The organism is Streptomyces sp. NPDC104371 (assembly GCF_055583785.1).
Genome location: NZ_JBVJNF010000002.1, coordinates 336,426 through 360,296 on the forward strand (window position 1 = coordinate 336,426; position 23,871 = coordinate 360,296).

At 69.9% G+C, this 23,871-nt stretch carries 29 protein-coding genes; 13 read left to right on the forward strand and 16 right to left on the reverse strand.

Features of this window, described 5'->3' with window-relative positions:
- Positions 1-240: 240 nt before the first annotated feature.
- From ACZ60T_RS07315 to ACZ60T_RS07325, 3 genes are all read right to left on the reverse strand, one after another.
- A complete protein-coding gene (locus tag ACZ60T_RS07315) occupies positions 241-564 on the reverse strand; it encodes an STAS domain-containing protein (protein WP_469665124.1) in 324 nt (107 codons plus the stop codon).
- A 226-nt stretch (positions 565-790) separates the two neighbouring features.
- Complete coding sequence (locus tag ACZ60T_RS07320; protein ID WP_469665126.1) at positions 791-1,639, reverse strand: 3-hydroxyacyl-CoA dehydrogenase family protein; 849 nt, start codon at positions 1,637-1,639, stop codon at positions 791-793.
- Positions 1,640-1,766: 127 nt separating this feature from the next.
- Positions 1,767-2,408, reverse strand: a complete 642-nt coding sequence (locus ACZ60T_RS07325; RefSeq protein WP_469665128.1) for a TetR/AcrR family transcriptional regulator — start codon at positions 2,406-2,408, stop codon at positions 1,767-1,769.
- An 80-nt stretch (positions 2,409-2,488) separates the two neighbouring features.
- Here ACZ60T_RS07325 and ACZ60T_RS07330 point away from each other — a divergent pair, with 80 nt between their 5' ends.
- Genes ACZ60T_RS07330 through ACZ60T_RS07340 form a run of 3 tightly spaced genes read left to right on the forward strand, consistent with a single transcriptional unit; the run spans position 2,489 to position 4,693 of the window.
- Complete coding sequence (locus tag ACZ60T_RS07330; RefSeq protein WP_469665130.1) at positions 2,489-3,274, forward strand: ABC transporter ATP-binding protein; 786 nt, start codon at positions 2,489-2,491, stop codon at positions 3,272-3,274.
- Between the two features lie 18 nt (positions 3,275-3,292).
- Positions 3,293-4,042, forward strand: a complete 750-nt coding sequence (locus ACZ60T_RS07335) for an ABC transporter permease (protein WP_469665132.1) — start codon at positions 3,293-3,295, stop codon at positions 4,040-4,042.
- Positions 4,043-4,078: 36 nt separating this feature from the next.
- Complete coding sequence (locus ACZ60T_RS07340) at positions 4,079-4,693, forward strand: hypothetical protein (RefSeq protein WP_469665134.1); 615 nt, start codon at positions 4,079-4,081, stop codon at positions 4,691-4,693.
- Here the strand turns inward: ACZ60T_RS07340 and ACZ60T_RS07345 are convergent.
- The 3 genes from ACZ60T_RS07345 to ACZ60T_RS07355 are packed head-to-tail and all read right to left on the reverse strand — an operon-like array spanning position 4,690 to position 6,353.
- Positions 4,690-5,184 (reverse strand): hypothetical protein, encoded by a 495-nt coding sequence (locus ACZ60T_RS07345; protein WP_469665136.1) that lies wholly within the window; start codon positions 5,182-5,184, stop codon positions 4,690-4,692. The two genes, ACZ60T_RS07340 and ACZ60T_RS07345, sit on opposite strands and share 4 nt — an antisense overlap.
- Positions 5,185-5,193: 9 nt before the next feature.
- Positions 5,194-5,442: a DUF397 domain-containing protein gene (locus ACZ60T_RS07350; protein ID WP_469665138.1), complete on the reverse strand. Its 249-nt coding sequence runs from the start codon at positions 5,440-5,442 to the stop codon at positions 5,194-5,196.
- Positions 5,439-6,353, reverse strand: a complete 915-nt coding sequence (locus ACZ60T_RS07355) for a helix-turn-helix domain-containing protein (protein WP_469665546.1) — start codon at positions 6,351-6,353, stop codon at positions 5,439-5,441. The genes ACZ60T_RS07350 and ACZ60T_RS07355 overlap by 4 nt, the downstream gene beginning before the upstream one ends.
- 28 nt (positions 6,354-6,381) lie before the next feature.
- Here ACZ60T_RS07355 and ACZ60T_RS07360 point away from each other — a divergent pair, with 28 nt between their 5' ends.
- From ACZ60T_RS07360 to ACZ60T_RS07385, 6 genes are all read left to right on the forward strand, one after another.
- Positions 6,382-6,792 (forward strand): ATP-binding protein, encoded by a 411-nt coding sequence (locus ACZ60T_RS07360; RefSeq protein WP_469665140.1) that lies wholly within the window; start codon positions 6,382-6,384, stop codon positions 6,790-6,792.
- A 68-nt stretch (positions 6,793-6,860) separates the two neighbouring features.
- Entirely contained in the window at positions 6,861-7,127 is a 267-nt protein-coding gene (locus tag ACZ60T_RS07365) for a type II toxin-antitoxin system Phd/YefM family antitoxin (protein WP_365622437.1), read from the forward strand.
- Complete coding sequence (locus ACZ60T_RS07370) at positions 7,120-7,383, forward strand: type II toxin-antitoxin system RelE family toxin (protein ID WP_365622434.1); 264 nt, start codon at positions 7,120-7,122, stop codon at positions 7,381-7,383. The genes ACZ60T_RS07365 and ACZ60T_RS07370 overlap by 8 nt, the downstream gene beginning before the upstream one ends.
- A gap of 135 nt (positions 7,384-7,518) precedes the next feature.
- A complete protein-coding gene (locus ACZ60T_RS07375; protein WP_469665142.1) occupies positions 7,519-8,271 on the forward strand; it encodes an ABC transporter ATP-binding protein in 753 nt (250 codons plus the stop codon).
- 5 nt (positions 8,272-8,276) lie between these two features.
- Complete coding sequence (locus ACZ60T_RS07380) at positions 8,277-9,647, forward strand: FtsX-like permease family protein (RefSeq protein WP_469665547.1); 1,371 nt, start codon at positions 8,277-8,279, stop codon at positions 9,645-9,647.
- An 87-nt stretch (positions 9,648-9,734) separates the two neighbouring features.
- On the forward strand, positions 9,735-10,946 hold the full coding sequence (locus ACZ60T_RS07385) for a sensor histidine kinase (protein WP_469665144.1): 1,212 nt from the start codon (positions 9,735-9,737) through the stop codon (positions 10,944-10,946).
- Positions 10,947-10,955: 9 nt separating this feature from the next.
- Here ACZ60T_RS07385 and ACZ60T_RS07390 read toward each other — a convergent pair whose 3' ends face one another.
- Positions 10,956-11,621: a response regulator gene (locus ACZ60T_RS07390; protein ID WP_469665146.1), complete on the reverse strand. Its 666-nt coding sequence runs from the start codon at positions 11,619-11,621 to the stop codon at positions 10,956-10,958.
- A gap of 37 nt (positions 11,622-11,658) precedes the next feature.
- Between ACZ60T_RS07390 and ACZ60T_RS07395 the strand changes: the two genes are divergently transcribed.
- Complete coding sequence (locus ACZ60T_RS07395) at positions 11,659-12,234, forward strand: cob(I)yrinic acid a,c-diamide adenosyltransferase (RefSeq protein WP_469665148.1); 576 nt, start codon at positions 11,659-11,661, stop codon at positions 12,232-12,234.
- 27 nt (positions 12,235-12,261) lie between these two features.
- Here ACZ60T_RS07395 and ACZ60T_RS07400 read toward each other — a convergent pair whose 3' ends face one another.
- Together ACZ60T_RS07400 and ACZ60T_RS07405 are read right to left on the reverse strand one after the other, a co-directional pair.
- Positions 12,262-12,543, reverse strand: a complete 282-nt coding sequence (locus tag ACZ60T_RS07400) for a type II toxin-antitoxin system Phd/YefM family antitoxin (protein WP_365622419.1) — start codon at positions 12,541-12,543, stop codon at positions 12,262-12,264.
- Between the two features lie 36 nt (positions 12,544-12,579).
- Positions 12,580-13,170, reverse strand: a complete 591-nt coding sequence (locus ACZ60T_RS07405) for a hypothetical protein (protein ID WP_469665151.1) — start codon at positions 13,168-13,170, stop codon at positions 12,580-12,582.
- A gap of 159 nt (positions 13,171-13,329) precedes the next feature.
- Here ACZ60T_RS07405 and ACZ60T_RS07410 point away from each other — a divergent pair, with 159 nt between their 5' ends.
- The 3 genes from ACZ60T_RS07410 to ACZ60T_RS07420 all read left to right on the forward strand — a co-directional run bounded on the left by ACZ60T_RS07410 (position 13,330) and on the right by ACZ60T_RS07420 (position 17,159).
- Positions 13,330-14,574, forward strand: a complete 1,245-nt coding sequence (locus ACZ60T_RS07410) for a sensor histidine kinase (RefSeq protein ID WP_469665153.1) — start codon at positions 13,330-13,332, stop codon at positions 14,572-14,574.
- On the forward strand, positions 14,571-15,212 hold the full coding sequence (locus tag ACZ60T_RS07415; protein WP_469665155.1) for a response regulator: 642 nt from the start codon (positions 14,571-14,573) through the stop codon (positions 15,210-15,212). The genes ACZ60T_RS07410 and ACZ60T_RS07415 overlap by 4 nt, the downstream gene beginning before the upstream one ends.
- 120 nt (positions 15,213-15,332) lie before the next feature.
- Positions 15,333-17,159, forward strand: coding sequence for a glycosyl hydrolase family 18 protein (locus tag ACZ60T_RS07420; protein WP_469665156.1), 1,827 nt, complete (start codon positions 15,333-15,335; stop codon positions 17,157-17,159).
- A 71-nt stretch (positions 17,160-17,230) separates the two neighbouring features.
- On the opposite strand, the gene ACZ60T_RS07425 is transcribed toward ACZ60T_RS07420, so the two are convergent.
- The 7 genes from ACZ60T_RS07425 to ACZ60T_RS07455 all read right to left on the reverse strand — a co-directional run bounded on the left by ACZ60T_RS07425 (position 17,231) and on the right by ACZ60T_RS07455 (position 23,836).
- Complete coding sequence (locus tag ACZ60T_RS07425; protein ID WP_469665158.1) at positions 17,231-17,677, reverse strand: DUF2550 domain-containing protein; 447 nt, start codon at positions 17,675-17,677, stop codon at positions 17,231-17,233.
- A gap of 126 nt (positions 17,678-17,803) precedes the next feature.
- A complete protein-coding gene (locus ACZ60T_RS07430; RefSeq protein WP_252422403.1) occupies positions 17,804-18,178 on the reverse strand; it encodes a F0F1 ATP synthase subunit epsilon in 375 nt (124 codons plus the stop codon).
- A gap of 208 nt (positions 18,179-18,386) precedes the next feature.
- Positions 18,387-19,823 carry a F0F1 ATP synthase subunit beta gene (gene atpD / locus ACZ60T_RS07435; RefSeq protein ID WP_365622400.1) on the reverse strand — a complete coding sequence of 479 codons (1,437 nt, stop codon included), beginning with the start codon at positions 19,821-19,823 and terminating at the stop codon, positions 18,387-18,389.
- On the reverse strand, positions 19,823-20,743 hold the full coding sequence (locus ACZ60T_RS07440) for a F0F1 ATP synthase subunit gamma (RefSeq protein WP_365622397.1): 921 nt from the start codon (positions 20,741-20,743) through the stop codon (positions 19,823-19,825). The genes atpD and ACZ60T_RS07440 overlap by 1 nt, the downstream gene beginning before the upstream one ends.
- A gap of 21 nt (positions 20,744-20,764) precedes the next feature.
- Positions 20,765-22,357, reverse strand: a complete 1,593-nt coding sequence (gene atpA, locus ACZ60T_RS07445) for a F0F1 ATP synthase subunit alpha (protein WP_365622394.1) — start codon at positions 22,355-22,357, stop codon at positions 20,765-20,767.
- Positions 22,358-22,472: 115 nt separating this feature from the next.
- Positions 22,473-23,288, reverse strand: a complete 816-nt coding sequence (locus ACZ60T_RS07450) for a F0F1 ATP synthase subunit delta (RefSeq protein ID WP_365622391.1) — start codon at positions 23,286-23,288, stop codon at positions 22,473-22,475.
- Entirely contained in the window at positions 23,285-23,836 is a 552-nt protein-coding gene (locus ACZ60T_RS07455) for a F0F1 ATP synthase subunit B (RefSeq protein WP_365622388.1), read from the reverse strand. Before ACZ60T_RS07455 ends, ACZ60T_RS07450 begins: the two co-directional genes overlap by 4 nt.
- Positions 23,837-23,871: the final 35 nt, after the last annotated feature.

Below are 23,871 nucleotides of genomic sequence, written 5' to 3' on the forward strand. Positions count from 1 at the left end.
CGGTGTGCTCGAGCCCCTCCCGGCGCCTCGCCGCACACTGCGCGCTGTCGCTTCTGGTCCGGTGCCCGCACGAGGGTGTCGGGCGGCGGGCAGCCGAACCCTAAACCTTCGCACAGTATCTCCGACAAGCCGGGGTGCCGGTCCGCCCGAGAGGTCACAGCCTCATGAGGATTGCCCCCGACGTACGGTTCGTAGGCGTTCGCTCCTGCGACGCGCGCCCCCTGTGACCCCGGTGAGCCGTCACACGCGGGGCAGCGACTCCACCCCGATACCGCCTTCGATGGCCAGGATCCGGTGCAACCGGGTGGCGACCAGCAGGCGTTGCATCTGCGGTGGCACCTGGCGCAGCACCAGCCGTCGGCCGCAGCGCCCGGCCCGCCGGTGGACCCCCATGATCACCCCGAGCCCGGTGGCGTCCCAGGACTCGAGTTCGGACAGATCGAGCACCAGGTCGCCGGATCCGTCGTCGACGGCCGAGTGCAGGACCGTACGGGCGTCCGCCGCGCTGTGGACGTCGAGGCGGCCCCCGACGACCAGCCCGGCGTGGTCGCCCCTGATGTACATATGCGCTCCCCGTGAGTGCGTGGTCGTCGTACTCCGCGTTCTGGTTGTGCAACATCTGACTGCGTTCAGGGCAATCAGGTTGCCGTCCGTGAGCGAATCGATACCGAATTCACCCCCTGAGGTGACACCTCAGGGGGGTGTGCGGTGGCGGAACGGTCAGATCCGTACGTTCGCGTACGCGGCCGGTGGTGCTGGTACGACTGGTGCTCGGTACGACCGGTGGTGCTCAGTACGAGTAGAAGCCCTGCCCGCTCTTGCGGCCGATGTCACCGGCGTCCACCATCCGGCGCATCAGCTCCGGCGGGGCGAACTTCTCGTCCTGGGACTCGGTGTAGATGTTGCCGGTGGCGTGCAGCAGGATGTCGACGCCGGTGAGGTCGGCGGTGGCCAGCGGGCCCATCGCGTGACCGAAGCCCAGCTTGCAGGCGAGGTCGATGTCCTCGGCGGTGGCCACGCCCGACTCGTACAGCTTGGTGGCTTCCACGACGAGCGCGGAGATGAGGCGGGTCGTCACGAACCCGGCCACGTCGCGGTTGACGACGATGCAGGTCTTGCCGACGGACTCGGCGAACTCCCGCGCGGTGGCGAGGGCTTCGTCACTCGTCTTGTAGCCCCGGACCAGCTCGACGAGCTTCATCATCGGGACGGGCGAGAAGAAGTGCACGCCGACGACGCGCTCGGGGCGCGCGGTGGCCGCCGCGATCTTGGTGATCGGGATGGCGGAGGTGTTGGACGCGAGCACGGCGTCCTCGCGGACGATCTTGTCGAGCGACCGGAAGATCTCGTGCTTGACCTCGAGCTTCTCGAAGACGGCCTCGACCACGATGTCCGCGTCGGCGACGGCGTCGAGATCGGTGGTCGGCGTGATGCGCGCGATCGCCTCGTCGGCGTCGTGCGCCTCCATCTTGCCCTTGCTCACGAACTTCTCGTACGAGGCCTTGATGGCGTCCGTGCCGCGCGTCAGCGCCTCGTCCGTGACGTCACGCAGCACGACGTCCCAGCCGGCCTGAGCGGATACCTGGGCGATGCCGGAACCCATGAGTCCGGCCCCGATGACGGCAAGCTTCCGTGCCACTGTGCGACTCCCCTGACGCGCTGTCGATGTATGCCTCTCCGGCGGACCTTAGCGCTCATACGGGGGCTTGTGACCGGTAAGTAACGCGCGTCACGGTCTCACATGACGGACATCACACCGTCCCGGGTCATGAGACCGCGCGCACGGCGTAGTTGAGCACCTTCTCGCTCAGCAACTCCTCGATGTCGTCGAGGAGGACGAGCACCTCCCGCGAGACTTCGGCCGGTTCGCGCCCGGCGAGCATCTCGCGGCCGATGTGGACGAAGACCGCCTGATGGACCCAGCAGATCTGACCGGCCATCAGGTCCGGCAGCGGGTCGCCCTCCGGGGCCCCGGTCTCCTCCCGCAGGGCCACCACCACGTTGTCGTGGATCTCCTGTTGCAGGCTCCACAGCCGGGAGCGCAGCGGCGGTGCGTCCTGGATGACCCGCATGAACCGGTCGTATCCGGCCATGAGGCCCATACGGGGCGAGACGGCCTCGACCTCGCCGCGCAGCTCGCGCAGGACGGCGCCCGCGGCGGACTCCCCCGCGTCCCGGGCGCGGATCCAGCGGGCGAGCCGGTCGGCCACGCCCGCGGAGCGGTCGAAGAAGAGGTCTTCTTTGGCCGGAAAGTAGTTGTAGACGGTGTTCACGGAGACGTTCGCCGCCTCGGCGATCTCCGCGACGGTCACGGCGTCGAAGCCGCGCTCCACGAACAGATGCGTGGCGACATCCGAGATGTACTGCCGGGTCTGCCGCTTCTTCCGCTCCCTGAGCCCCTCAGCCATACCCGCATCCTAGCCGTGCATGGGGTCCCCCAAACTTTGGAGTCATTGCAAAATTTCAGTGACTCTGATTCTCTGGGGCCATGCCACCAGTCATCAGCACGGCGGGCCTGGCCCGCACCTTCCGTACGAAGACCGGCTCCGTCGAGGCCGTACGGGGCATCGACCTCACCGTCGGCGAGGGCGAGATCCTCGGCTTCCTCGGACCCAACGGCGCGGGCAAGACGACGACCCTGCGCATGCTCACCACCCTGCTGAAGCCCACCGGCGGCACGGCCTCGGTCGCGGGCTGCGATCTCGCGGCCGACCCGGCGGGGGTGCGACGGGCCTGCGGTTACGTCGCGCAGTCGGGCGGGGTGGACGGACAGATCAGCGTCCGGGAGGAGTTGGTCACCCAGGGCCGGATGTACCGGCTGCCGAAGGCCGAGGCGCGCGCCCGCGCCGAGGAACTCGCCCGCGAGCTGGACCTCACGGACCTGCTCGACCGCAAGACGGGCGCGTTGTCCGGCGGGCAGCGGCGGCGTCTCGACATCGCGATGGCGCTCACGCACCGCCCGAAGGTGCTGTTCCTGGACGAGCCGACGACCGGTCTCGACCCCGGCAGCCGCGCGGACCTGTGGGCGCTGGTGCGCCGCCTGCGCGACGAGCGGGGCACGACGGTCTTCCTGACCACGCACTACCTGGACGAGGCCGACGCTCTCGCCGACCGGCTGGTCGTCGTGGACGAGGGCAGGGTCGCCGCCGAGGGCACACCGTCCGCGCTCAAGCTGCGCCACGGCGGTTCGATCGACGCGACGCTCCAGGACACGTTCCTCGCGATCACGGGCCGGGGTCCGGCCCCGGTCGACACCACCCCCGTAGCCGTATAGCAGTTGAGGACGATCGAGATGCTTCTCCAGGACACGGCCCTGATCTACGGCCGCTATCTGCGCCAGTCCCTGCGCTCCCGCTTCGCGTTGCTCTTCGGGGTGTTGATGCCCCTGCTGTACCTCCTCTTCTTCGGTCCGCTGCTGACCCATCTGCCGCTGGGGGTGCGCGGCAGCTCCTGGCAGGTCCTCGTGCCCGGCCTGCTGCTCCAACTTGGCTTGTTCGGAGCGTCGTTCGCGGGCTTCATGATCATCGTGGAGAAGGGCCAGGGCGTGGTGGAGCGCATGCGGGTCACCCCCGTGAGCCGACTCGCGCTGCTGCTCGGCCGGGTGCTGCGGGACGCGACGGTGTTCGTCTTCCAGGCGGTGCTGCTGGTGCTGGCGGCGACGGTGATGGGTCTCCGGGCCCCGCTGGCCGGGGTGTTGATCGGCTTCGTGTTCGTCGCGCTGCTGACGATCTCGCTGGCCTCGCTGTCGTACGCGCTCGCGATGAACGTCCGTACGCCGCAGGAGTTCGGCCCGGTGATCAACGCCCTGACCATGCCGGCCATGCTGCTGTCGGGCCTGATGCTGCCGATGACCCTCGGCCCGAAGTGGCTGGACGTCCTCTCCCACTTCACCCCGTTCCGCTACCTCGTGGACGCGGTACGGGACGCGTACGTGGGCTCCTACGGCACGGCGCACATGCTGTACGGGACGCTGGTGGCGGTGGGCTTCACCGCGCTGTCGGTACTGGTGGGCACGCGGGTGTTCCGCACGGCGGGGGCGTGAGGGCTGCCCGCTGTCATGAGGAATTAGGCTGAGTCGATGGACGTCGGGGCGGCGCTGATCGCGGTGGTGGGTGTGGCGGGCACATTGGGGGGCGCGTTGCTCACCCAGCGGGGCGCCGACCGGGCCAAGAGGCGCGAGTTGGAGATGGCCCAGGCCATCCAGGAGGCCCGCGAGAGCCGTGAGCTACGGCGCCGTTGCTACTCCGAACTGCACCGGGACGCACGGCAGTTCGCCACGGCGCTCAGCCGTCACCTGTACGTCCTGCGGGACCAGGCGCCCGGGGACGAGGACGTCCGGGCGCTGGAGGAGATCAAGGGCGTGTACCGCGACCGGTGGTCCGAGGCGCTGATGATCGCGCCCGACACCGTGGTCGTTCCGGCGCACGAGGTGAACGAGACGCTGACCCGGGTCCACGGACAGATCAAGCGCCTGGAGCAGGGGAATCCCCGGCCGGGCGAGAGCCTGCGGTCAGCCGCGGCGGCGCAACACGCGCTGTGGCCCCTGATCGACGCCATGCGAGAGGCGATGCGCCGCGATCTGGGCATCACCGGGGAGGCCGCCGACGACGCACCCGCCCGTCGGCTTCCCCCGCCGCCCCCTTCCAGCAACTACCCCGACGTGATCCGGGACTTCACGGAACCGGGCGTCTAGAGAAGAGCGCTGTGGCGTTCGGTGAGGGGGCCGAAGCCGAGGTCTTCGCGCATGAGCTTGCGCATCCTCGCGGCTGCCGTGCCGCGTTGCTCCCAGCGGGCGCGGTCCTCCGGGCTGCTGACCGCCGTGCCGTCGACGTAGCCCTCACAGATGTGCCGCAGGCAGTGGAACACGCTGTTGGACGCCTCCACGACGGCTTGCGGCGCGACGAGCCACATCCGTTCCGACGCGATGGCTATGCCCGAGTCCCGGAAGGCCTCGCGCAACGCGAGCGCCCGCTCGTCATCGGACGGATGCTCCCGCCCGGCCAGAGCCCGCAAGGTCTCACCGAGGACCTTCACGGTGGTCGCGTACTGCGTGTAGATGTCCAGCCGCAGCCGAAGCGTGTCCTTGGCGTCCTCGCGCTTCCACCGGTTCCGATCGGCGATGAGCGTGGCGACGATCCCGATCGAGGCCCCGGCCAGGGTGGAGAGCAGCGGCAACCAGTCCATACCGGCTGACTACTCGGGCAACCCGGCGGACTCCAGGAACGCCACCCAGGCGGCGGGCGCGACGGTGACGTGGGGGCCGGTGGGGTTCTTGGAGTCGCGGAGGTGGATGGCGGTGGGGTGGGCGGAGACCTCTAGGCAGGCGCCGCCTTCGTCAGCGCTGTAGCTGGACTTGCGCCAGGCGTAGGCGGCTTCGAGGCAGGCGCCGCCTTCGCTGCCGCTGTAGCTGGACTTGAACCACTCAAGTGCGGTGCCGCTCATGCCTCTCCTAGGAGTTGGTCCAGCAGATCCCTCGTATCCTCGGTGTTGAGGGCCTGCGTCCGCAGCATCGCATACTTCTGCATCAGGATGGCCACAGCAGTGGGATCCCCCATCAGTTGGCTGCCACGATGAGTCTCCATATAGGCAAGCCGCTGGTGTTCAGGCGTCTCCAGCAGGATGAACGGACCGTCGAGTCCAGCGTGGGATGTCCGCCCCAACGGCAGGACTTGGAGCGCAAGTCCGGGCAGGTCCGCGTACTCGCGCAGATACCGCAACTGCTCGACGTACACCCTCTCTCCGCCCAGGCAGTCCCGCAGGGCCGCCTCCCAGATCACGAAGCTCCCGGTCGGCGGCACCTTGCGATGCAAGATCTCGCGCCGTTCGATACGCGCCGCCACCAACCTCTCGATCTCGTCCTCGTCGTAGACGGGTACACGGCTCCGGAAGACCGCCCGCGCGTACTCCTCGGTCTGAAGCAGACCGGGCACCAGCAGGCTCTCGTACCATGAGATCGAGACAGCCTCCCGCTCCTGGTCCAGGTACTCCTCCGCCCACAGCGGTACGAGGTCCACGTCCGGCAAGTGCCTCAACGCGGCGCTCAACGCACCCTTGGTATCGAGGAATTCATCGAGCTGCTCGGCAAGGTCCGGCTTCAGTGGTCGTCGTCCCTGCTCGATGGAGGCGATCTGCTGTTCACTGATGAAGAACCGCTCGGCCAGCGCGCGTTGGGTGAGCCCGGCGGCTTCGCGGAAGACGGCGAGCAGCGCGCCCACCATCTTCATCGCCGAGGCGTTCTTGCGTGTCCGAGACCGTGTCGTGGTTGCCATGCGGCCGAACTCCCCACCAGCGTGCGTACGTTCACTGGCGCGCGAGCGTACGGAGCGGCCGTACGCAGAAGCGCGCTGGTCCATGATGGGCACACGGTGTGAACCTCGTCACGTGAACAGCGAAACTTCACTCCTGACCGCGCGTGAGCGGTTCTACCGGCGGGAACGCAAGTCCGTACCGGCCTCGCGGGCGTTCACGCGCCTCGCGCTCGTGGACTGGGGGATGACCGCCCGCGCGGACGACGTCCTGCTGTGTGTCAGCGAACTCGCGACCAATGCGCTGGTGCACGGTGTGCCACCGGGGCGCGGGTTCCTGCTGCGGCTGCTGCCGCAGGACGGCGGCGGGCTGCGCGTCGAACTGCACGACAGCGGGGACGGCGTACCGGCCGTACCGCAGAGGGTCACGGAGGAGCCGCACGAGGGCGGACGCGGCCTCTTCCTGGTGGCAGAGCTGGCGGACAAGTGGGGCGTGGGCGAGCGCAGCCCCGGCAAGGTGGTGTGGTGCGAGTTCGCGGGCCGGTGACACGGTGGCGCCTCAAGCCCTCCACCGCACATCATGCGTACATGTGAGACCATGTGTACACTTGGTCCATGATGCAGATGCCCATAGAGTCCATCCGTGACGTGCGCGCCCACCTGGCGGAAGTGGTCGAGCGGGCGGACCGGGACGACACGCCGACGGTCATCACGCGACGCGGCAAGGAAGTAGCCGCCGTCGTATCGATCGAGGTCCTGCGCAAGTACCAGGAATGGGAGGAGCGCGAGATCAACCGGATCATCGACGAGCGCATGGCGAATCCGGCGGCCGGCGTCCCCATCGAGGACGTCATGAGGGAGACGCTGGCGCGTGGTGAGTAAGTACCGCACCGTCTTCCGGCCCGAGGCTCAAACAGAGCTCCGCAAGGTCCCCCGGGCTATAGCGCTCCGCATCCTGGCCAAGCTCACCGAGCTGGAAACCGACCCTTTGGGCTTCAGTACGACTGCGCTCGTCTCGCAGCCGGACCGGCGCAGACTCCGCGTCGGTGATTACCGGGTCATCTACACGATCGAAGACGGGGAACTGGTGATCTGGGTGGTTGCCGTCGGACACCGGTCCACGATCTACGGCAGTTGATGCCGCTGCGGAATGCCCAGCCCACACCGACGGGCGCGCCCGCGAAGCGCTCGCACCAGACGTTCGGTTTCCCGAACCCCCGGTTCGGGGGCGGGCACGATCGACCGTCGCGTCCCGCTCGCCAAGGATGAACGCATGGCTGAGACGGCGATGGATATCGGGGCGGCGGCCGCCGCGCGGGCGGAGGACCTGCACCGTGAGTACGGGCGTGGTGCTGCCGCCGTACGGGCGTTGCGCGGGGTGTCGGTGGCGCTCGCGCCCGGGACGTTCACGGCGGTGATGGGGCCCTCGGGCTCCGGCAAGACCACCTTGCTGCACTGCCTCGCGGGGATGGACCGGCCCACCCGGGGCTCCGTCTGGTGGGGTGATACCGAAGTGTCCGGGCTGCCCGAGCGGCGGCTGGCCGAACTGCGGCGCGACCGGGTCGGGTTCGTCTTCCAGGCGTTCAACCTGATGCCCGCGATGACGGTCGCGCAGAACGTGGAGCTGCCCGGTCGGCTGTCCGGAAGGCGGCCCGACCGGGGCCGGGTGCTGGACGCGCTCGACCGGGTGGGCCTTGCCGGGCGTGAGCGGCACCGGCCCGGTCAGCTCTCCGGCGGACAGCAGCAACGCGTCGCGATCGCACGGGCGTTGGTCTCCCGGCCCCAGGTGCTCTTCGCCGACGAGCCGACCGGCGCGCTCGACCGGGCCACCGGCCACGAGATCCTCGCCCTGCTGCGCGCCGGGGTGGACCAGGACGGCCGGACGTGTGTGATGGTGACCCACGATCCGGTCGCCGCCGGGTACGCGGACCGGGTGCTGCTGCTCGCCGACGGCTTGGTGGTGGACGAGTTGGACCGGCCCACCGCCACCGAGGTCGGCGCACGCCTCAGTCGGCTGGGCGGGTGAGCGCGATGGCCTCGATCGCGCTCGGGCAGATGCGTCGGCGTCCAACGGCCTTCGTCGGCTTGGCAGTCGCACTCTTCCTCGCCATCGCCACGATGACGCTGTTCGGTTCGCTGCTCGCCGCCGATGTCAGCGCGCCGACTGCCGTCCGGAAGGCGTCCAGCGGACCCGGACTGGCGCTGATCGCCGGGGCCTTCGGTGAGATCGCCGTGCTGGTCGCGTTCTTCACCGTGGTCAACGCGCTGGGCTTCGCGCTACGTCAACAGCACCGCGAGCTGGCCCTGTTGCGCACGATCGCCGCGACACCGCGTCAGGTGCGACGGCTCGTCCGTGGACAGATCGTCGCGACCGTCCTGTCGGTGGCCGTGCCGGGGTGGGTCGTCGGCGTCGCGGCGGCCCGGCGGTTCCTTGTGGCGTTGCAGGAGCGGGAGTTGGCGGCGCCGGGTATGCGGGTGCCGGGGACACCCGTACCGCTGCTGGTCGCGCTGGCCGCCGCGCTCGTCGTCGGGCTGTCGGCCTCGGCGGTCGCGGCGCGGCGGATCTCCCGGATCGCACCGGCCGCGGCGCTCGCCGCGAGTGCGACCGAGCAGGGGCGTACGGGGGTGCCGCGCCTGCTCGTCGGGCTCGGCGCGCTCGCGGGCGGCGTGCTGCTGCTGCGGCTCGCGGCGACGCGTTCGGCGGAGCAGGTGGACAAGGCGGGGCAGGCGGCCTTGCTCGGTTCGGTCGTGCTGCTGATCGCGGTCGCCCTGGCGGGGCCGCTCGCGGCGCGCGTCCTGGCCACCGTATTGGGCGCGCCCGTACGGGCGTTGGTACCCCGTGCGGGGTGGCTGGCCCACGCCAACCTGTGCGGCTACGCGCGGCGGTTGGCGTCGGCCGTGGTGCCGGTCGCCCTGCTCGTGGGGTTGTCGGGGACGATGCTGACCATGACGTCCACCTCCGAGCGGGCCGCGGGCGCGGCGGCGACCACGGTCACCTCTGCCACCGATGTCTGGTTGCGCCAGGCGGAGTTGGCGCTGCTGGTGTGCTTCGCCGCCGTCTCCACGGTCAACACCCTGGTCGCGGTGACCGCCGACCGGCGCCGCGAGTTCGCGCTGCTCCGACTGGTCGGCGCGACGCGCTCGCAGATCCTGCGCATGCTGACGGTGGAGTCGGTACTGACCACGGCGGTGGGTGTCCTCCTGGGCACGGCGGTCGCGGGCGCGGCGTCGGCGGCGTTCAGTACGGCGGTGACAGGTTCGGCGATACCGTCCGTCCCGGTGGCCGCCTGCGCCTGGATCGCGGCGGGCGCGGCAACGCTGACGGTCCCGGTCATCCTGACCACGGGGCTACGAGCGGTACGCGGCCCGGCGACGGAGGTGGTGGGCGGTGGCCGTGACTGACCACGGCGGCACCGACCGTCCCGGCCGTCCTGGCCTCCGGCCCGCGAGCGATGCGCCGCCCGGTGACGGAACGCGCAGGCGGTGGCCGTGACCGAGCACCGCGTTCGGGGCGGTGAATGGGCCTTCGCCGTCGTCGGGTTGCCGCTCGCGCTGCTCGGCGGCTGCTACGCGCTCGCCGTTCTGTACGCGGGGGCGCTGCTCTCGCTCACCGTGCTCGGGCTGCCGTTCGTGGTCGTCGCGTTGCTGGGCGCGCGTGGAGTCGGCGCGCTGCACCGGCGGCTGGTCGGCCGGTTGCTCGGCGAGCGGGTCGAGGAACCGGCCGGGCTGCCGCGCCCGGCGGGGGTGATCGCCCGTGGTCGTGTCGTGCTCACCGATCCCGTCGCCTGGCGGACGCTGCTCTATCTGGTGCTGCGGCTGCCGCTCGGCGTGCTCGGGTTCGTCGCGGCCGTGGTGCTTCCCCTCGGCTCCTGCTGGCTGATCGGCTTCCCGCTCTGGGGGCGCCTGTTGGAACCCGGCCTGCGGACGGCCGTCTGGCTGGAGGCCGCCTCCGTCGTACTGGGCCTCGCGCTCCTGTCCGTAGCGCCCTTCGCCGTCCGGGCGTCGAGCGTGGCGAACCGGTGGCTCGCCCGGCTGCTGCTGGGACCCGCCCATGTCCAGCGGCGCGTACGGGAGTTGGAGACCGCCCGCGCCGTCCTGCTCGCGGAGAACACCGACCGGCTCCGCCGTCTGGAGCGCGACCTGCACGACGGCACCCAGGCCCAACTGGTCGGTCTGGCCATCACGTTGTCACTGGCCGAGGACGCGCTCGCGCCCGAGGCCGGCCCGGACGTCGCACGGCTGCGCACCCTGGTGGACCGCGCCCGTGGTCAGACCGACGACACCATCGCGGAGCTGCGGCGGCTGACCCGGGGCATTCACCCGGTGGCGCTGGACGGCGGACTCGGCGAGGCGTTGCCGGGGCTCACCGCCACCTCGCCCGTACCCGTCACCGTCCGCCTGGACCTGCGCGAACGCCCGGACCACGTGGTCGAACGGGCCGTCTACTTCTGCGCCGCCGAGTTGCTGACCAACATCGCCAAGCACAGCGGCGCCCACGCGGCCGACCTCGCCGCGAGCGCGTCCGACGGCCGGATCCGGCTGGTCGTACGCGACGACGGGTGCGGCGGCGCGGCGCTCGGCGTCGGTACCGGGCTGACCGGCCTGGCCGAGCGGCTCGCGGCGGTGGACGGTGTCCTCCGGGTCGACAGCCCGCCCGGCGGGCCCACCGTGATCACCGCCGAGCTGCCGACGCGGCTCTGAGGAGCGGCTTCAGCTTCCGCTCTCGGCCAGGTAGGTCAGCACGGCCTTCACCCGGCGGTTGTCGGTCTCCGTCGCGCGCAGCCCGAACTTCGTGAACACCGCGGCGACGTGCTTCTCCACCGCGCGCTCCGACACCACCAGCAGGGTGGCGATGGAGCGGTTGGAGTGGCCTTGCGCCATCAGCTCCAGCACCTCACGCTCGCGCGGCGTCAGGGCGTCCACCCGGCCGCGCTGTCCACCGCGCATGAGCTGGGTGACCACCTCGGGGTCGAGCGCCGTACCCCCGTCGGCGACGCGGTGCAGCGCGTCCACGAACTCCGAGGTGCGGGCGACGCGTTCCTTCAGCAGATAGCCGATGCCCGCGGCGCCCTGCGCCAGCAGCCGGGAGGCCCAGGCGGTCTCGATGTGCTGGGAGAAGACGAGGATGCCGACCTCGGGTGCGCGCGCACGGATCTCGACGGCGGCGCGGATGCCTTCGTCGGTGTGGGTGGGCGGCATCCGGATGTCCACCACGGCCACGTCCGGCCGGTGTGCGTCCACCGCGGCGAGCAGCTCGGGCGCGGTTCCGGCGGTGGCCACCACCTCGCAGCCGCGGGCGGCGAGCAGTTCGACCATGCCGTCACGGAGGATGACGGAGTCCTCGGCGAGTACCACGCGCAGGGGCCTGTTGATCACCGCACCATTATCCGGTGCGCCGCACTACGCTGGCCGCATGGTCAACCTGACACGTATCTACACGCGCACCGGCGACAAGGGCACGACGCATCTCGGGGACATGAGCCGGGTGGCGAAGACGGACCTGCGGATCGCCGCGTACGCGGACTCCAACGAGGCGAACGCGGTGATCGGTACCGCGATCGCGCTGGGCGGTCTGGAGGAGGAGGTCGTCAAGGTCCTCACCCGTGTGCAGAACGACCTGTTCGACGTGGGCGCGGACCTGTCGACACCGGTGACGGAGAACCCGGAGTACCCGCCGCTGCGGGTGGAGCAGTTCTACATCGACCGCCTCGAATCGGACTGCGACCGCTTCCTGGAGGAACTGGAGAAGCTGCGCTCGTTCATCCTCCCCGGCGGCACCCCCGGCGCGGCCCTGCTGCACCAGGCCTGCACGGTCGTACGCCGCGCGGAGCGCTCGACATGGGCCGCCCTGGAGACCCACGGCGAGGTGATGAACCCCCTGACCGCGACCTACCTCAACCGCCTCTCAGACCTCCTGTTCATCCTGGCCCGCCACGCCAACAAGCAGACGGGCGACATCCTGTGGGTCCCGGGCGGCGAGAGGGAGTAACCCGGCACGGGGCCTGTGAGGCGTACGTCAGACGGCGTCCGGCTCCCGCGTGCCGAAGATGTCCGCGAGCACGTCCGCCAGAGTGGCACGTGGCGCGTCGCCCTCCTCGGCAAGGGTTCGCACGGCCTGACGCGTGAGCCAGGCGTCCGCCGCCTCCCGCAGCGCCTCGTGCTCCTCGATGGGCACGAGCGCGGCCACCGGCGTGCCGCCCCGTGTGATCACGGTGGGCTCCCCGTTCGCCGCACGGTCGACCAGTCGCGACAAGTCGGCTCGCGCCTCGCGGACGGATACGGATGCTGAATCGACCATGGCGCGAATCTACCCGTCTTCGTGTACGCGGCCGGGTCAGCGCTTGATCGCGGTCCTGCCTTCTGCCGCATCCTTGGCGGCACCCTTCGCGTCCTTCGGCCCCTTCTTCGGGAACAGCAGGTATGTCAGGGCGATCACCGCGTGGATCGACGCTATGCGCAACGACGTCGCCTGCCAGGACTTCAGCGGGTCCGTGCCCGTGCCGTCGCCCACGTACCAGATCGCGCCCTGGAGCAGGGCCAGGGTCACGGCCGTGGCGAGGGCCGTGCGGAGCCAGAGGCGGCCCTCGTGGGCCGCGCGGGGCATGCCGTGCTTCGGGGGCTTCGGTGGCGGCGGGGCGTCGGCCAGGCGGTGCGCGGCGTGGCCGTCCAGCCAGCGGATCGTGTAGTGCCCGTAGGCGACGGTGAAGCCGATGTACAGCGCCGCCAGACCGTGCTCCCAGCTCGGCTCCGCGCCGTTCTTCAGATCGATGGCGGTGACCACGAACAGGACGACTTCCAGCAGCGGTTCACCCAGCAGCAGCGCTGCGCTCGTACGGCGCAGCTTCAGCAGATAGCGGACGGCCAGGCCCACGGCCAGCAGCACCCAGAAGCCGACCTCGCAGGCCACGATCAACCCGACGATCACACCTTGCCCCTTTCGCTCCCCTCCAGCCTCCCCGCGAACGGGGCTCGTCTCGTCGTCGGCGATGAGGAACCACGACTGCATCCTTCGATGTAGTCGAGGCGGTCGCGGACCGTGCCGCGGAAGGGTCCGCACGCCCGGAACACCCTGTTGGATAGGACCATGGCCGCATCTTTGCCCCGCCCGCACCGCGACGACGTCCTGATCGCCGCGGGCGGACTCCTCGGCGGCCTCTTCCTGATGAGCCTCGGCCTGCACAGCCGGACCCGCGCCGACCCGATGAGCCTCCTCGACCAGGACTGGGCGGTCCTGATCCCGCTGCTCGTGACGGCGGGCTGCGAGCTGCTGCGCCGTACGCGGCCGAGGCCGGCCCTGGTCATCGGGACCCTCGCGATCGTCATGGACCTGTTCACCCGGGGCAACCTCGCGACCTTGGTGATGTTCACCGACCTGGTGTACGCGGCCGTCCTGTACGGCACCGCCGCCACGGCCCGCCGTCTCCCCTGGAGCATGGGCGCGCTCACGGTACTGGGCAGCGTCGTCCCTTTCGCGATCTGGCGCGTCCCGCAGGCGCTGCTCATCGGGGTGGGCGTCGGAGTGGTCGCTCTGGTCCCCGCGTCGACCGGCTCGCTGGTGCGCCACCACCGGGACACCGCCGAGGCCGAACGTCTGCGCGCCGAACAGACCGCCCTGCTCGCGGAGATGGACCGCACCCAGGCCGTCACCGACGAACGCGCCCGGATGGCACGGGAGTTGCACGACATGGTGGCCAACCACCTGTCCGCGATCGCGATCCACTCCACGGCCGCGCTCTCCATCGACGATCCGCAGACCTCCCAGCAGGCCCTGGCCGTCATCCGCGAGAACAGCGTGGAGGGGCTGGCCGAGATGCGACGGCTGATCGGCATCCTCCGGAAGGACCCCGCCGAGAGCGAACCGGCCGCGACACCCACGCTCGACGGGCTCGGCGCCCTCGTCGACGGCGCGCGGACCAACGGGCTCGACGTCACGCTCGACGCGGCGCACGAGAAGGTGCCCGCACCGGTGGAACTGGCCGCGTACCGGATCGTCCAGGAGTCCCTGACCAACGCCCTCAAGCACGCCTGCCCCGGACCGGTCACCGTACGGCTCGCGCAGCACGACAAGGCCCTGGAGGTGCGGGTGACCAGCCCGTACGGCGACCGGGGCGGGCCGCGCGCACCGGGCTCCGGCGCCGGGCTCGTCGGGATGCGCGAGCGGGCGGCCCTGCTCGGCGGCGCCTTCGAGGCCGGTCCGCAGGGGGCGCGGTGGACCGTACGCGCCGTACTTCCCCTGAGCGACCTCAGCAGCGTCAGCGACCCCGACGAAGCCGGTGAGGCTCGCGCCGCCCGCGATGCCCACGCCGCCCGCCAAGGAGAACCCGCATGATCCGTGTACTCGTCGCCGAGGACCAGTCCGCCGTCCGGGCGGGGCTGGTCCTCATCCTCGGCAGCGCGCCCGACATCGAGGTGGTCGGGGAGGCGGCGGACGGCGAGCAGGCGGTGGCGCTCGCACGTGAACTCCGTCCGGATGTCGTCCTGATGGACGTGCAGATGCCGCGGCTTGACGGCGTGTCAGCCACCCGGCAGGTGGTGGCGGAGCAGCTCGCCGACGTCCTGGTGCTCACCACCTTCGACCTGGACGCGTACGTGTTCGGCGCGCTGCGCGCGGGCGCCGCCGGGTTCCTGCTGAAGAACGCGGAGGCGAAGGACCTCATCGCCGCCGTACGGACGGTGGCGCGAGGTGAGGGCACGATCGCCCCCGCCGTGACCCGGCGCCTGATCGCCCAGTTCGCCGCCGCGCCCGCACCGGAACCGGCCGCCGACCCCGCGGTCCTCGATGGGCTCACCCGGCGCGAACGCGAGGTGCTGTCCTGTCTCGGCCAGGGGCTGTCCAACGCCGAGATCGCCGCCCGACTGGACATGGCGGAGGCCACGGTCAAGACGCATGTCAGCCGCATTCTCAGCAAGCTTGAGCTACGCAGTCGAGTCCAAGCCGCCGTACTGGCCCAGGAGTTGGGGGTTTAGCAGCAGCCGAGCGCACCACCGGAAGCGGCACTGGTCCAGACCTATTGACCTCTGGTCCAGACCTTTCTATTCTCCCGGCACAGCGCTCAGTCATGCCCCCGACAACCGAGGAGGCGCACCATGCGCTTCAGACACCGGGTCGCAGCAGGCTTCGCGACTCTCCTGCTCCCGCTCGCCGGCCTCGTCGGCCTCGCGGACCCCGCCCACGCCGCTTCGTCGGCCACCGCCACGTATGCCAAGACCCAGGACTGGGGCACCGGCTTCGAAGGCGCGTGGACGGTGACCAACTCCGGTACCAGCGCGATCAGTTCCTGGACGATCGAGTGGGACTTCCCCTCCGGCACGTCCGTCACCTCGGCCTGGGACGCCGACGTGACGAACTCCGGCACCCACTGGACGGCCAAGAACAAGTCCTACAACGGCGGCATCGCCCCCGGCGCCTCCGTCACCTTCGGCTTCAACGGCTCAGGTACCGGATCGCCCACCAACTGCACGCTGAACGGCGGCAGTTGCGACGGCGGCCCGACCGTCCCCGGCGACGAGCCGCCCTCCGCACCGGGCACCCCGACCGCGTCCGCCGTCACCGACACCTCGGTGAAGCTCTCCTGGACGGCGGCCACGGACGACAAGGGGATCAAGAACTACGACGTCCTGCGGGACGGCGCCAAGGTCGCCACCGTGACCGCCACCTCGTACACCGACTCCGGGCTGACCGCCGGGACCGACTACTCGTACACCGTCCAGGCCCGTGACACCGCCGACCAGACCGGTCCGGCCAGCGGCGCCGTCGCAGTGCACACCACCGGCGGCGGCTCCACTCCCCCGCCCACCGGTGACAAGGTCAAGATGGGCTACTTCACCGACTGGGGCATCTACGAGCGCAACTACAACGTCAAGAACCTGGTGACGTCCGGCTCGGCCACGAAGATCACGCACATCAACTACGCCTTCGGCAACGTCACGAACGGCAAGTGCGCGATCGGTGACGAATACGCCGACTACGACAAGGCGTTCACCGCCGACCAGTCCGTCAGCGGCATCGCCGACACCTGGGACCAGCCGCTGCGCGGCAACTTCAACCAGTTGCGCCAGCTCAAGGCCAAGTATCCGCACATCAAGGTGCTGTGGTCCTTCGGCGGCTGGACCTGGTCCGGCGGCTTCGGCGACGCGGCCAAGAACCCCACCGCCTTCGCCCAGTCCTGCTACGACCTGGTGCACGACGCGCGCTGGGCCGATGTCTTCGACGGCATCGACATCGACTGGGAGTACCCGAACGCCTGCGGACTCACCTGTGACACCAGCGGGTCCGCGGCCCTGAAGAACATCATGGCCGCGCTGCGCGCCAAGTTCGGCAACGACGCCCTGGTCACCGCGGCCACCACCGCGGACGCCTCCTCGGGCGGCAAGGTCGACGCGGCCGACTACGGCGGCGCCGCCCAGTACGTCAACTGGTACAACGTGATGACGTACGACTTCTTCGGCGCCTGGGACGCCCAGGGTCCCACCGCCCCGCACTCCCCGCTCACCTCGTACGACGGCATCCCGCAGGACGGGTTCAACTCGGCCGACGCGATCGCCAAGTACAAGGCGGCCGGGGTCCCCGCGAACAAGCTCCTGCTCGGCATCGGCTTCTACGGCCGCGGCTGGACCGGGGTCACCCAGGACGCCCCGGGCGGCACGGCCACGGGCCCGGCGCACGGAACGTACGAGCAGGGCATCGAGGACTACCGGATCCTCAAGACGTCCTGTCCGGCCACCGGCACCGTCGCGGGCACGGCGTACGCGCGCTGCGGCAGCGACTGGTGGTCCTACGACACCCCGGCGACCATCAACTCCAAGATGGCGTGGGCCAAGTCGCAGGGTCTGGGCGGCGCGTTCTTCTGGGAGTTCAGCGGTGACACCGACAACGGCGAACTGGTCGGCGCGCTGAGCAACGGCCTGTCGTAACTCCGATACTCCCCGGGTCGCGCTGCCCGGGGAAACGGGGGGAACCCCCCACCGGCGGGTGGATGTGGCTCCTACGCCACATTCACCCGCTGTCCAGGCGGTGCGGCCTCCAGCCACGCCAGGAACCCGGTCAGCGCGTCCTCGCTCATCGCCAACTCCAGGCGCGTACCCCGGTGCTGACAAGCGAGGATCACCGCGTCGGAGAGCAGCGCCAGCTCCTCCTCGCCCTCCGGGCCACGACGCCCGGCCACCTCGATCGCCGAGCGCTCGAGAACCCGGCGCGGACGCGGGGCGTAGGAGAAGACCCGGAACCACTCGATGCGGTCGCCGTTGTAGCGGGCGACCCCGTAACTCCAGCCCTTGCCGCTGGTGTCGGACTCCTCCGGGACGTCCCAGCGCAGGCTGCAGTCGAACGTGCCGCCGGAGCGCTGGATGAGGCGCCGCCTGAGCCCGAAGACGAACAGCCCCACTACTACGAGTGCCAGGACCGCTCCGATCACACTCAGGGCGAGGACCATCGACACCGACCTCCTCGTCTCCTAGGTAACGGAACGGAAAAAACACCCGGATTCACCTCAGCCGCGGCCGGCACCGGATTGCTCCGGGCCGGCCGCGGCTGAGTCACATCATGCGGCGCGCTGGGTTCAGTGCGCGTTCACCGCGCGCAGTCGGACCTCCGCGCGACGCTCGGCCGAGGCATCGGCCTTCGACTTCGCGCGCTCGAGAGCCCGCTCCGCGCGCTGGACATCGATCTCTTCCGACAGCTCGGCGATCTCTGCCAGCAGGGACAGCTTGTCGTCCGCGAACGAGATGAAACCGCCGTGCACTGCGGCGATGACGGTCGCACCATCACTCGTACGGATGGTCACCGGGCCCGACTCCAGCACACCCAGCAGCGGCTGGTGACCGGGCATGACACCGATGTCGCCGGACGTGGTGCGCGCGACGACCAGGGTGGCCTCACCGGACCAGACCTTGCGGTCGGCGGCGACCAGCTCGACGTGCAGCTCAGCAGCCAAGGGTGGCTCCTCGGGTCACCACCCGGCGGTGATGCCGGGTGTTGGTTCGTAAGTCTAGTAGGGCTCAGGACACCGAAGTGCCCGGGGCCCGCCCCGCCGGGTGGCGAGGGGTGCGGGGCCGGGTGGCCCCGCGGTGGCGTGGAGAGGGGGACGGGACGCGGCCCGTGGCCGGCGCCGGTCTCGTCCCCCACCTACCAAGAGCCCGACGTCAGGAGACGCCCAGCTCCTTCGCGTTGTTCTTCAGGTCCTCAAGACCACCGCACATGAAGAACGCCTGCTCCGGGTAGTGGTCGAAGTCACCGTCGATGATCGCGTTGAAGGCCGCGATCGACTCGTCCAGCGGGACGTCCGAACCGTCGACGCCGGTGAACTGCTTGGCGACGTGGGTGTTCTGGGACAGGAAGCGCTCCACGCGACGGGCGCGCTGGACAACGAGCTTGTCCTCTTCGCCGAGTTCGTCGATACCGAGGATCGCGATGATGTCCTGGAGGTCCTTGTACTTCTGCAGGATCGTCTTGACGCGCATGGCGGCGTTGTAGTGATCCTGCGCGATGTAGCGCGGGTCCAGGATGCGGGACGTGGAGTCCAGCGGGTCCACGGCCGGGTAGATGCCCTTCTCCGAGATCGGACGGGAGAGCACCGTCGTCGCGTCGAGGTGGGCGAACGTGGTGGCCGGGGCCGGGTCGGTCAGGTCGTCCGCGGGGACGTAGATCGCCTGCATCGAGGTGATCGAGTGACCACGGGTCGAGGTGATGCGCTCCTGGAGGAGACCCATCTCGTCGGCCAGGTTCGGCTGGTAGCCCACCGCGGAGGGCATACGGCCGAGCAGGGTCGACACCTCGGAACCGGCCTGCGTGAAGCGGAAGATGTTGTCGATGAAGAACAGCACGTCCTGCTTCTGGACGTCACGGAAGTACTCGGCCATGGTCAGGCCGGCCAGCGCGACGCGCAGACGGGTGCCCGGCGGCTCGTCCATCTGACCGAAGACCAGCGCGGTCTTGTCGATGACGCCCGAGTCGGACATCTCCTCGATCAGGTCGTTGCCCTCACGGGTGCGCTCACCGACACCGGCGAACACGGAGACACCGTCGTGGTTGTTGGCGACGCGGTAGATCATCTCCTGGATGAGCACCGTCTTGCCGACACCGGCACCACCGAACAGACCGATCTTGCCGCCCTTGACGTACGGGGTCAGCAGGTCGATGACCTTGACGCCGGTCTCGAACATCTCGGTCTTCGACTCGAGCTCGTCGAAGTTCGGCGCCTTGCGGTGGATCGGCCAGCGCTCGCCGTCGTACTTCTCGTCGACGTTCAGCACCTCACCGAGGGTGTTGAACACCTTGCCCTTGGTGAAGTCACCGACGGGGACGGAGATGGCCGCGCCCGTGTCGGTCACCGGGGCCTGGCGGACCAGACCGTCGGTGGGCTGCATCGAGATCGTACGGACCAGGCCCTCGCCCAGGTGCTGGGCGACCTCGAGGGTCAGGGTCTTCTGCTCGCCCTCGTTCGCCGGGTCGGCGACCTGGACGTGCAGCGCGTTGTACATGTCCGGCATCGCGTCGACGGGGAACTCCACGTCGACGACCGGGCCGATGACCCGCGCGACGCGGCCCGTCGCCGTGGCCGTCTCAACAGTGGTGGTCATTACTTGTCACTCCCCGCGGTCGCGTCGGCCAGGGCGCCCGCGCCACCGACGATCTCGCTGATTTCCTGGGTGATTTCGGCCTGGCGGGCCGCGTTGGCAAGACGGGAGAGCGTGTTGATCAGCTCGCCCGCGTTGTCGGTGGCCGACTTCATCGCGCGCCGCGTGGCGGCGTGCTTCGAAGCGGCTGACTGGAGCAGCGCGTTGTAGATCCGGCTCTCCACGTAGCGCGGCAGCAGGGCGTCGAGGACGTCCTCTGCCGACGGCTCGAAGTCGTACAGCGGAAGGATCTCCTCCTTCTTCTGCTCCGACTTCTCACCGACCTCTTCGAGGCTCAGCGGAAGCAGCCGCGAGTCGATCGCCGACTGCGTCATCATCGAGACGAACTCGGTGTAGACGATGTGGAGTTCGTCCACGCCGCCGTCTGCCGTCGGCTTCTCGATGGCCTCGATCAGCGGGGCCGCGACCTTCTTGGCGTCCGCGTACGAGGGCTCGTCGGTGAAGCCGGTCCACGACTCCGCGATCTTGCGCTCACGGAAGTTGTAGTGCGCGACACCGCGGCGGCCGACGATGTACGTGTCGACCTGCTTGCCCTCGCGCTCCAGGCGCTCGGTGAGCTGCTCCGCCGCCTTGATGGAGTTGGAGTTGAACGCGCCGGCCAGGCCGCGGTCGCTCGTGAGGAGCAGAACCGCGGCGCGGGTCGGGTTGTCCGACTCCGTCGTCAGCGCGTGCTTGGTGTTCGAACCCGTGCCGACCGCCGTGACCGCGCGAGTCAGTTCCTCCGCGTACGGCGAGGAGGCCGACACCTTGCGCATCGCCTTGACGACGCGCGAGGCGGCGATCATCTCCATCGCCTTGGTGATCTTCTTGGTCGCGGTGACGGATCGGATGCGACGCTTGTAGACCCGGAGCTGGGCTCCCATGAGTCAGGTCCCTTCCTTACGTCACTTGGCCGCTGCGGCCGGGGCGTCCTCGCCGAGCAGCTTGCCGTCCGAGGTCTCGAACTGCTTCTTGAACTCGGAGACGGCGTCGTCGATCGCCTGGATCGTGTCGTTCGACATCTTGGCGCCCTCCTTGATGGAGGTCATGAGGCCCTGCTCCTTGCGGTGCAGGTACTCCAGCAGCTCCGTCTCGAAGCGGCGGATGTCGGCGACCGGCACATCGTCCATACGGCCGTTGGTACCGGCCCACACGGAGACGACCTGGTCCTCGGTGGCCATCGGCTGGTACTGGTTCTGCTTCAGCAGCTCGACCATCCGCTGACCACGCTCGAGCTGCGACTTCGACGCGGCGTCCAGGTCGGAACCGAAGGCGGCGAACGCCTCCAGCTCACGGAACTGGGCGAGGTCGACACGCAGTCGGCCGGACACCTGGCGCATGGCCTTGTGCTGGGCCGAACCACCGACACGCGAGACCGAGATACCGACGTTCAGGGCCGGACGCTGACCGGCGTTGAACAGGTCGGACTCCAGGAAGCACTGGCCGTCGGTGATGGAGATGACGTTGGTCGGGATGAACGCCGAGACGTCGTTGGCCTTGGTCTCGACGATCGGCAGACCGGTCATCGAACCGGCACCCATGTCGTCGGAGAGCTTGGCGCAGCGCTCCAGCAGACGGGAGTGCAGGTAGAAGACGTCACCCGGGTAGGCCTCACGGCCCGGCGGGCGGCGCAGCAGCAGGGACACGGCGCGGTAGGCGTCGGCCTGCTTCGACAGGTCGTCGAAGACGATCAGGACGTGCTTGCCCTGGTACATCCAGTGCTGACCGATGGCCGAACCGGTGTACGGCGCCAGGTACTTGAAGCCGGCCGGGTCGGACGCCGGGGCGGCGACGATGGTCGTGTACTCCAGCGCACCGTTCTCCTCCAGCGCGCGGCGGACCGACGCGATGGTGGAGCCCTTCTGGCCGATGGCGACGTAGATGCAGCGGACCTGCTTCTTCGGGTCGCCGGTACGCCAGTTGTCACGCTGGTTGATGATCGTGTCGACGGCCAGAGCGGTCTTACCCGTCTGACGGTCGCCGATGATGAGCTGACGCTGGCCACGACCGATCGGGGTCATGGCGTCGACGGCCTTGTAGCCCGTCTCCATCGGCTCGTGCACCGACTTGCGCTGCATGACCGTGGGGGCCTGCAGTTCGAGGGCGCGGCGGCCCTCGGTCTCGATCTCGCCGAGGCCGTCGATGGGGTTGCCGAGCGGGTCGACGACGCGGCCGAGGTAGCCCTCGCCGACGGCCACGGAGAGCACCTCACCGGTGCGCTGCACCGGCTGGCCCTCCTCGATGCCGCTGAACTCACCGAGGACGATGGCACCGATCTCGCGCTCCTCGAGGTTGAGGGCGAGGCCGAGGGTGCCGTCCTCGAACTTCAGCAGTTCGTTGGCCATGGCCGAGGGAAGACCCTCGACCTTCGCGATGCCGTCGCCGGCAAGGGTGACCGTACCGACCTCCTCGCGCGAGGCCGCGTCCGGCTTGTACGACTGGACAAAGTTCTCCAGCGCGTCCCGGATCTCCTCCGGCCGGATCGTGAGCTCCGCCATCTGGGTTCCCTGCTCTCCTTGTTGGGCCCGAAGTTTCTTTGGGGGTCTGGGGGCGGCCCCCAGGAATCCTCTGCACGGCCCAACGCGGGCCGTAGTACTGCGTATGGAGTTGCGCTTAGCTCGCCATGCGGCGGGCGGCGTCCTCGAGTCGGTCCCCGACGGAACCGTTGATGACCTCGTCACCGACCTGCACCCGCATCCCGCCGAGGACCGCGGGGTCCACGTCGAGGTTGAGGTGCATCGGGCGGCCGTAGACCTTCGCCAGCGCGGCACCGAGGCGCCGCTTCTGGGTGTCGCTGAGCGGCACCGCCGAGGTGACGACAGCGACCAGACGGTCACGGCGCGCGGCGGCGAGCTTGGACAGGGACTCGATTCCCGCTTCCAGGCTACGTCCACGCGGCGCGGTCACAAGACGCGTCACCAGACGTTCCGTGGTCACGTGGGCCCGGCCACCGAGGAGCCGGCGCACCAGCTCGCCCTTCGCCGAGGCGGTCGCGGCACGGTCGGTCAGCGCGGCGCGCAGCCCGGTGTTCGAGGTGGCGATACGGCCGAACCGGAAGAGTTCGTCCTCGACGTCGTCGAGCCCGTTCGCCTTCTCGGCGGCGGTGAGGTCGGCGAGGTTCGCCAGCTCCTCCGTCGCGTCCACCAGGTCGCGCGGCTGCGACCAGCGCGTGCGCACCATGCCGGCCACCAGGTCCGCGGTCGCCCCGCTGACCTGGCCGTCCAGCAGGCGCTGGGCCAGCCCCGCCTTGGCCTCGCCGGACTGCGCCGGGTCGGTGAGGACCCGACGCAGCGACGCCTCGCGGTCGAGCAGCGCGGTGACGGCGGCCAGCTCGTCGGCGAGCTGCGCCGCGTCCACGGACGTGGCGTCCGTCAGCGCGTCGAGACGCTCGCGTGCGGCTGCCAGGGCCTCGCGGCTCGCTCCGTTCATCGCGCGGCCTCGGCCTTCTCCTCGAGCTCGTCGAGGAAGCGGTCGATCACGCGGCTCTGCCGGGCGTGGTCCTCGAGGGACTCACCGACCAGCTTGCCCGCCAGGTCGGTGGCCAGGCGGCCGACGTCCTGACGCAGGTGCTGGGCGGCGGCGCTGCGGTCGGCCTCGATCTGCGTGTGACCGGCGGCGACGATCTCCTCGCGCTGCCGCTGGCCCTCCTCGCGCATCTCGGCGATGAGCTGGGCACCCTGCTCCTGCGCCTCCTGGCGCAGCCGCGCGGCCTCGTGCCGGGCTTCGGCGAGCTGAGCCTTGTACTGCTCAAGCACGCTCTGGGCCTCGACCTTCATGGCCTCGGCCTCTTCGATCCCGCCTTCGATCGCCTTGTGCCGCTCGTCCAGAACCTTGTTGATGTTCGGAAGCAGCTTCTTCCAGAAGAAGAAGAACACGATGGCGAAGGCGATGGTGCCGACGAGCAGCTCGGGACCGGCCGGGACGAGCGGGTTCTGCTCCGTCTCCTCAGCCGCCAGCTGAACCAGGTTGGCGATCACATCAGTGCCTTTCGTCGATACGTGTCGGTCAGGAG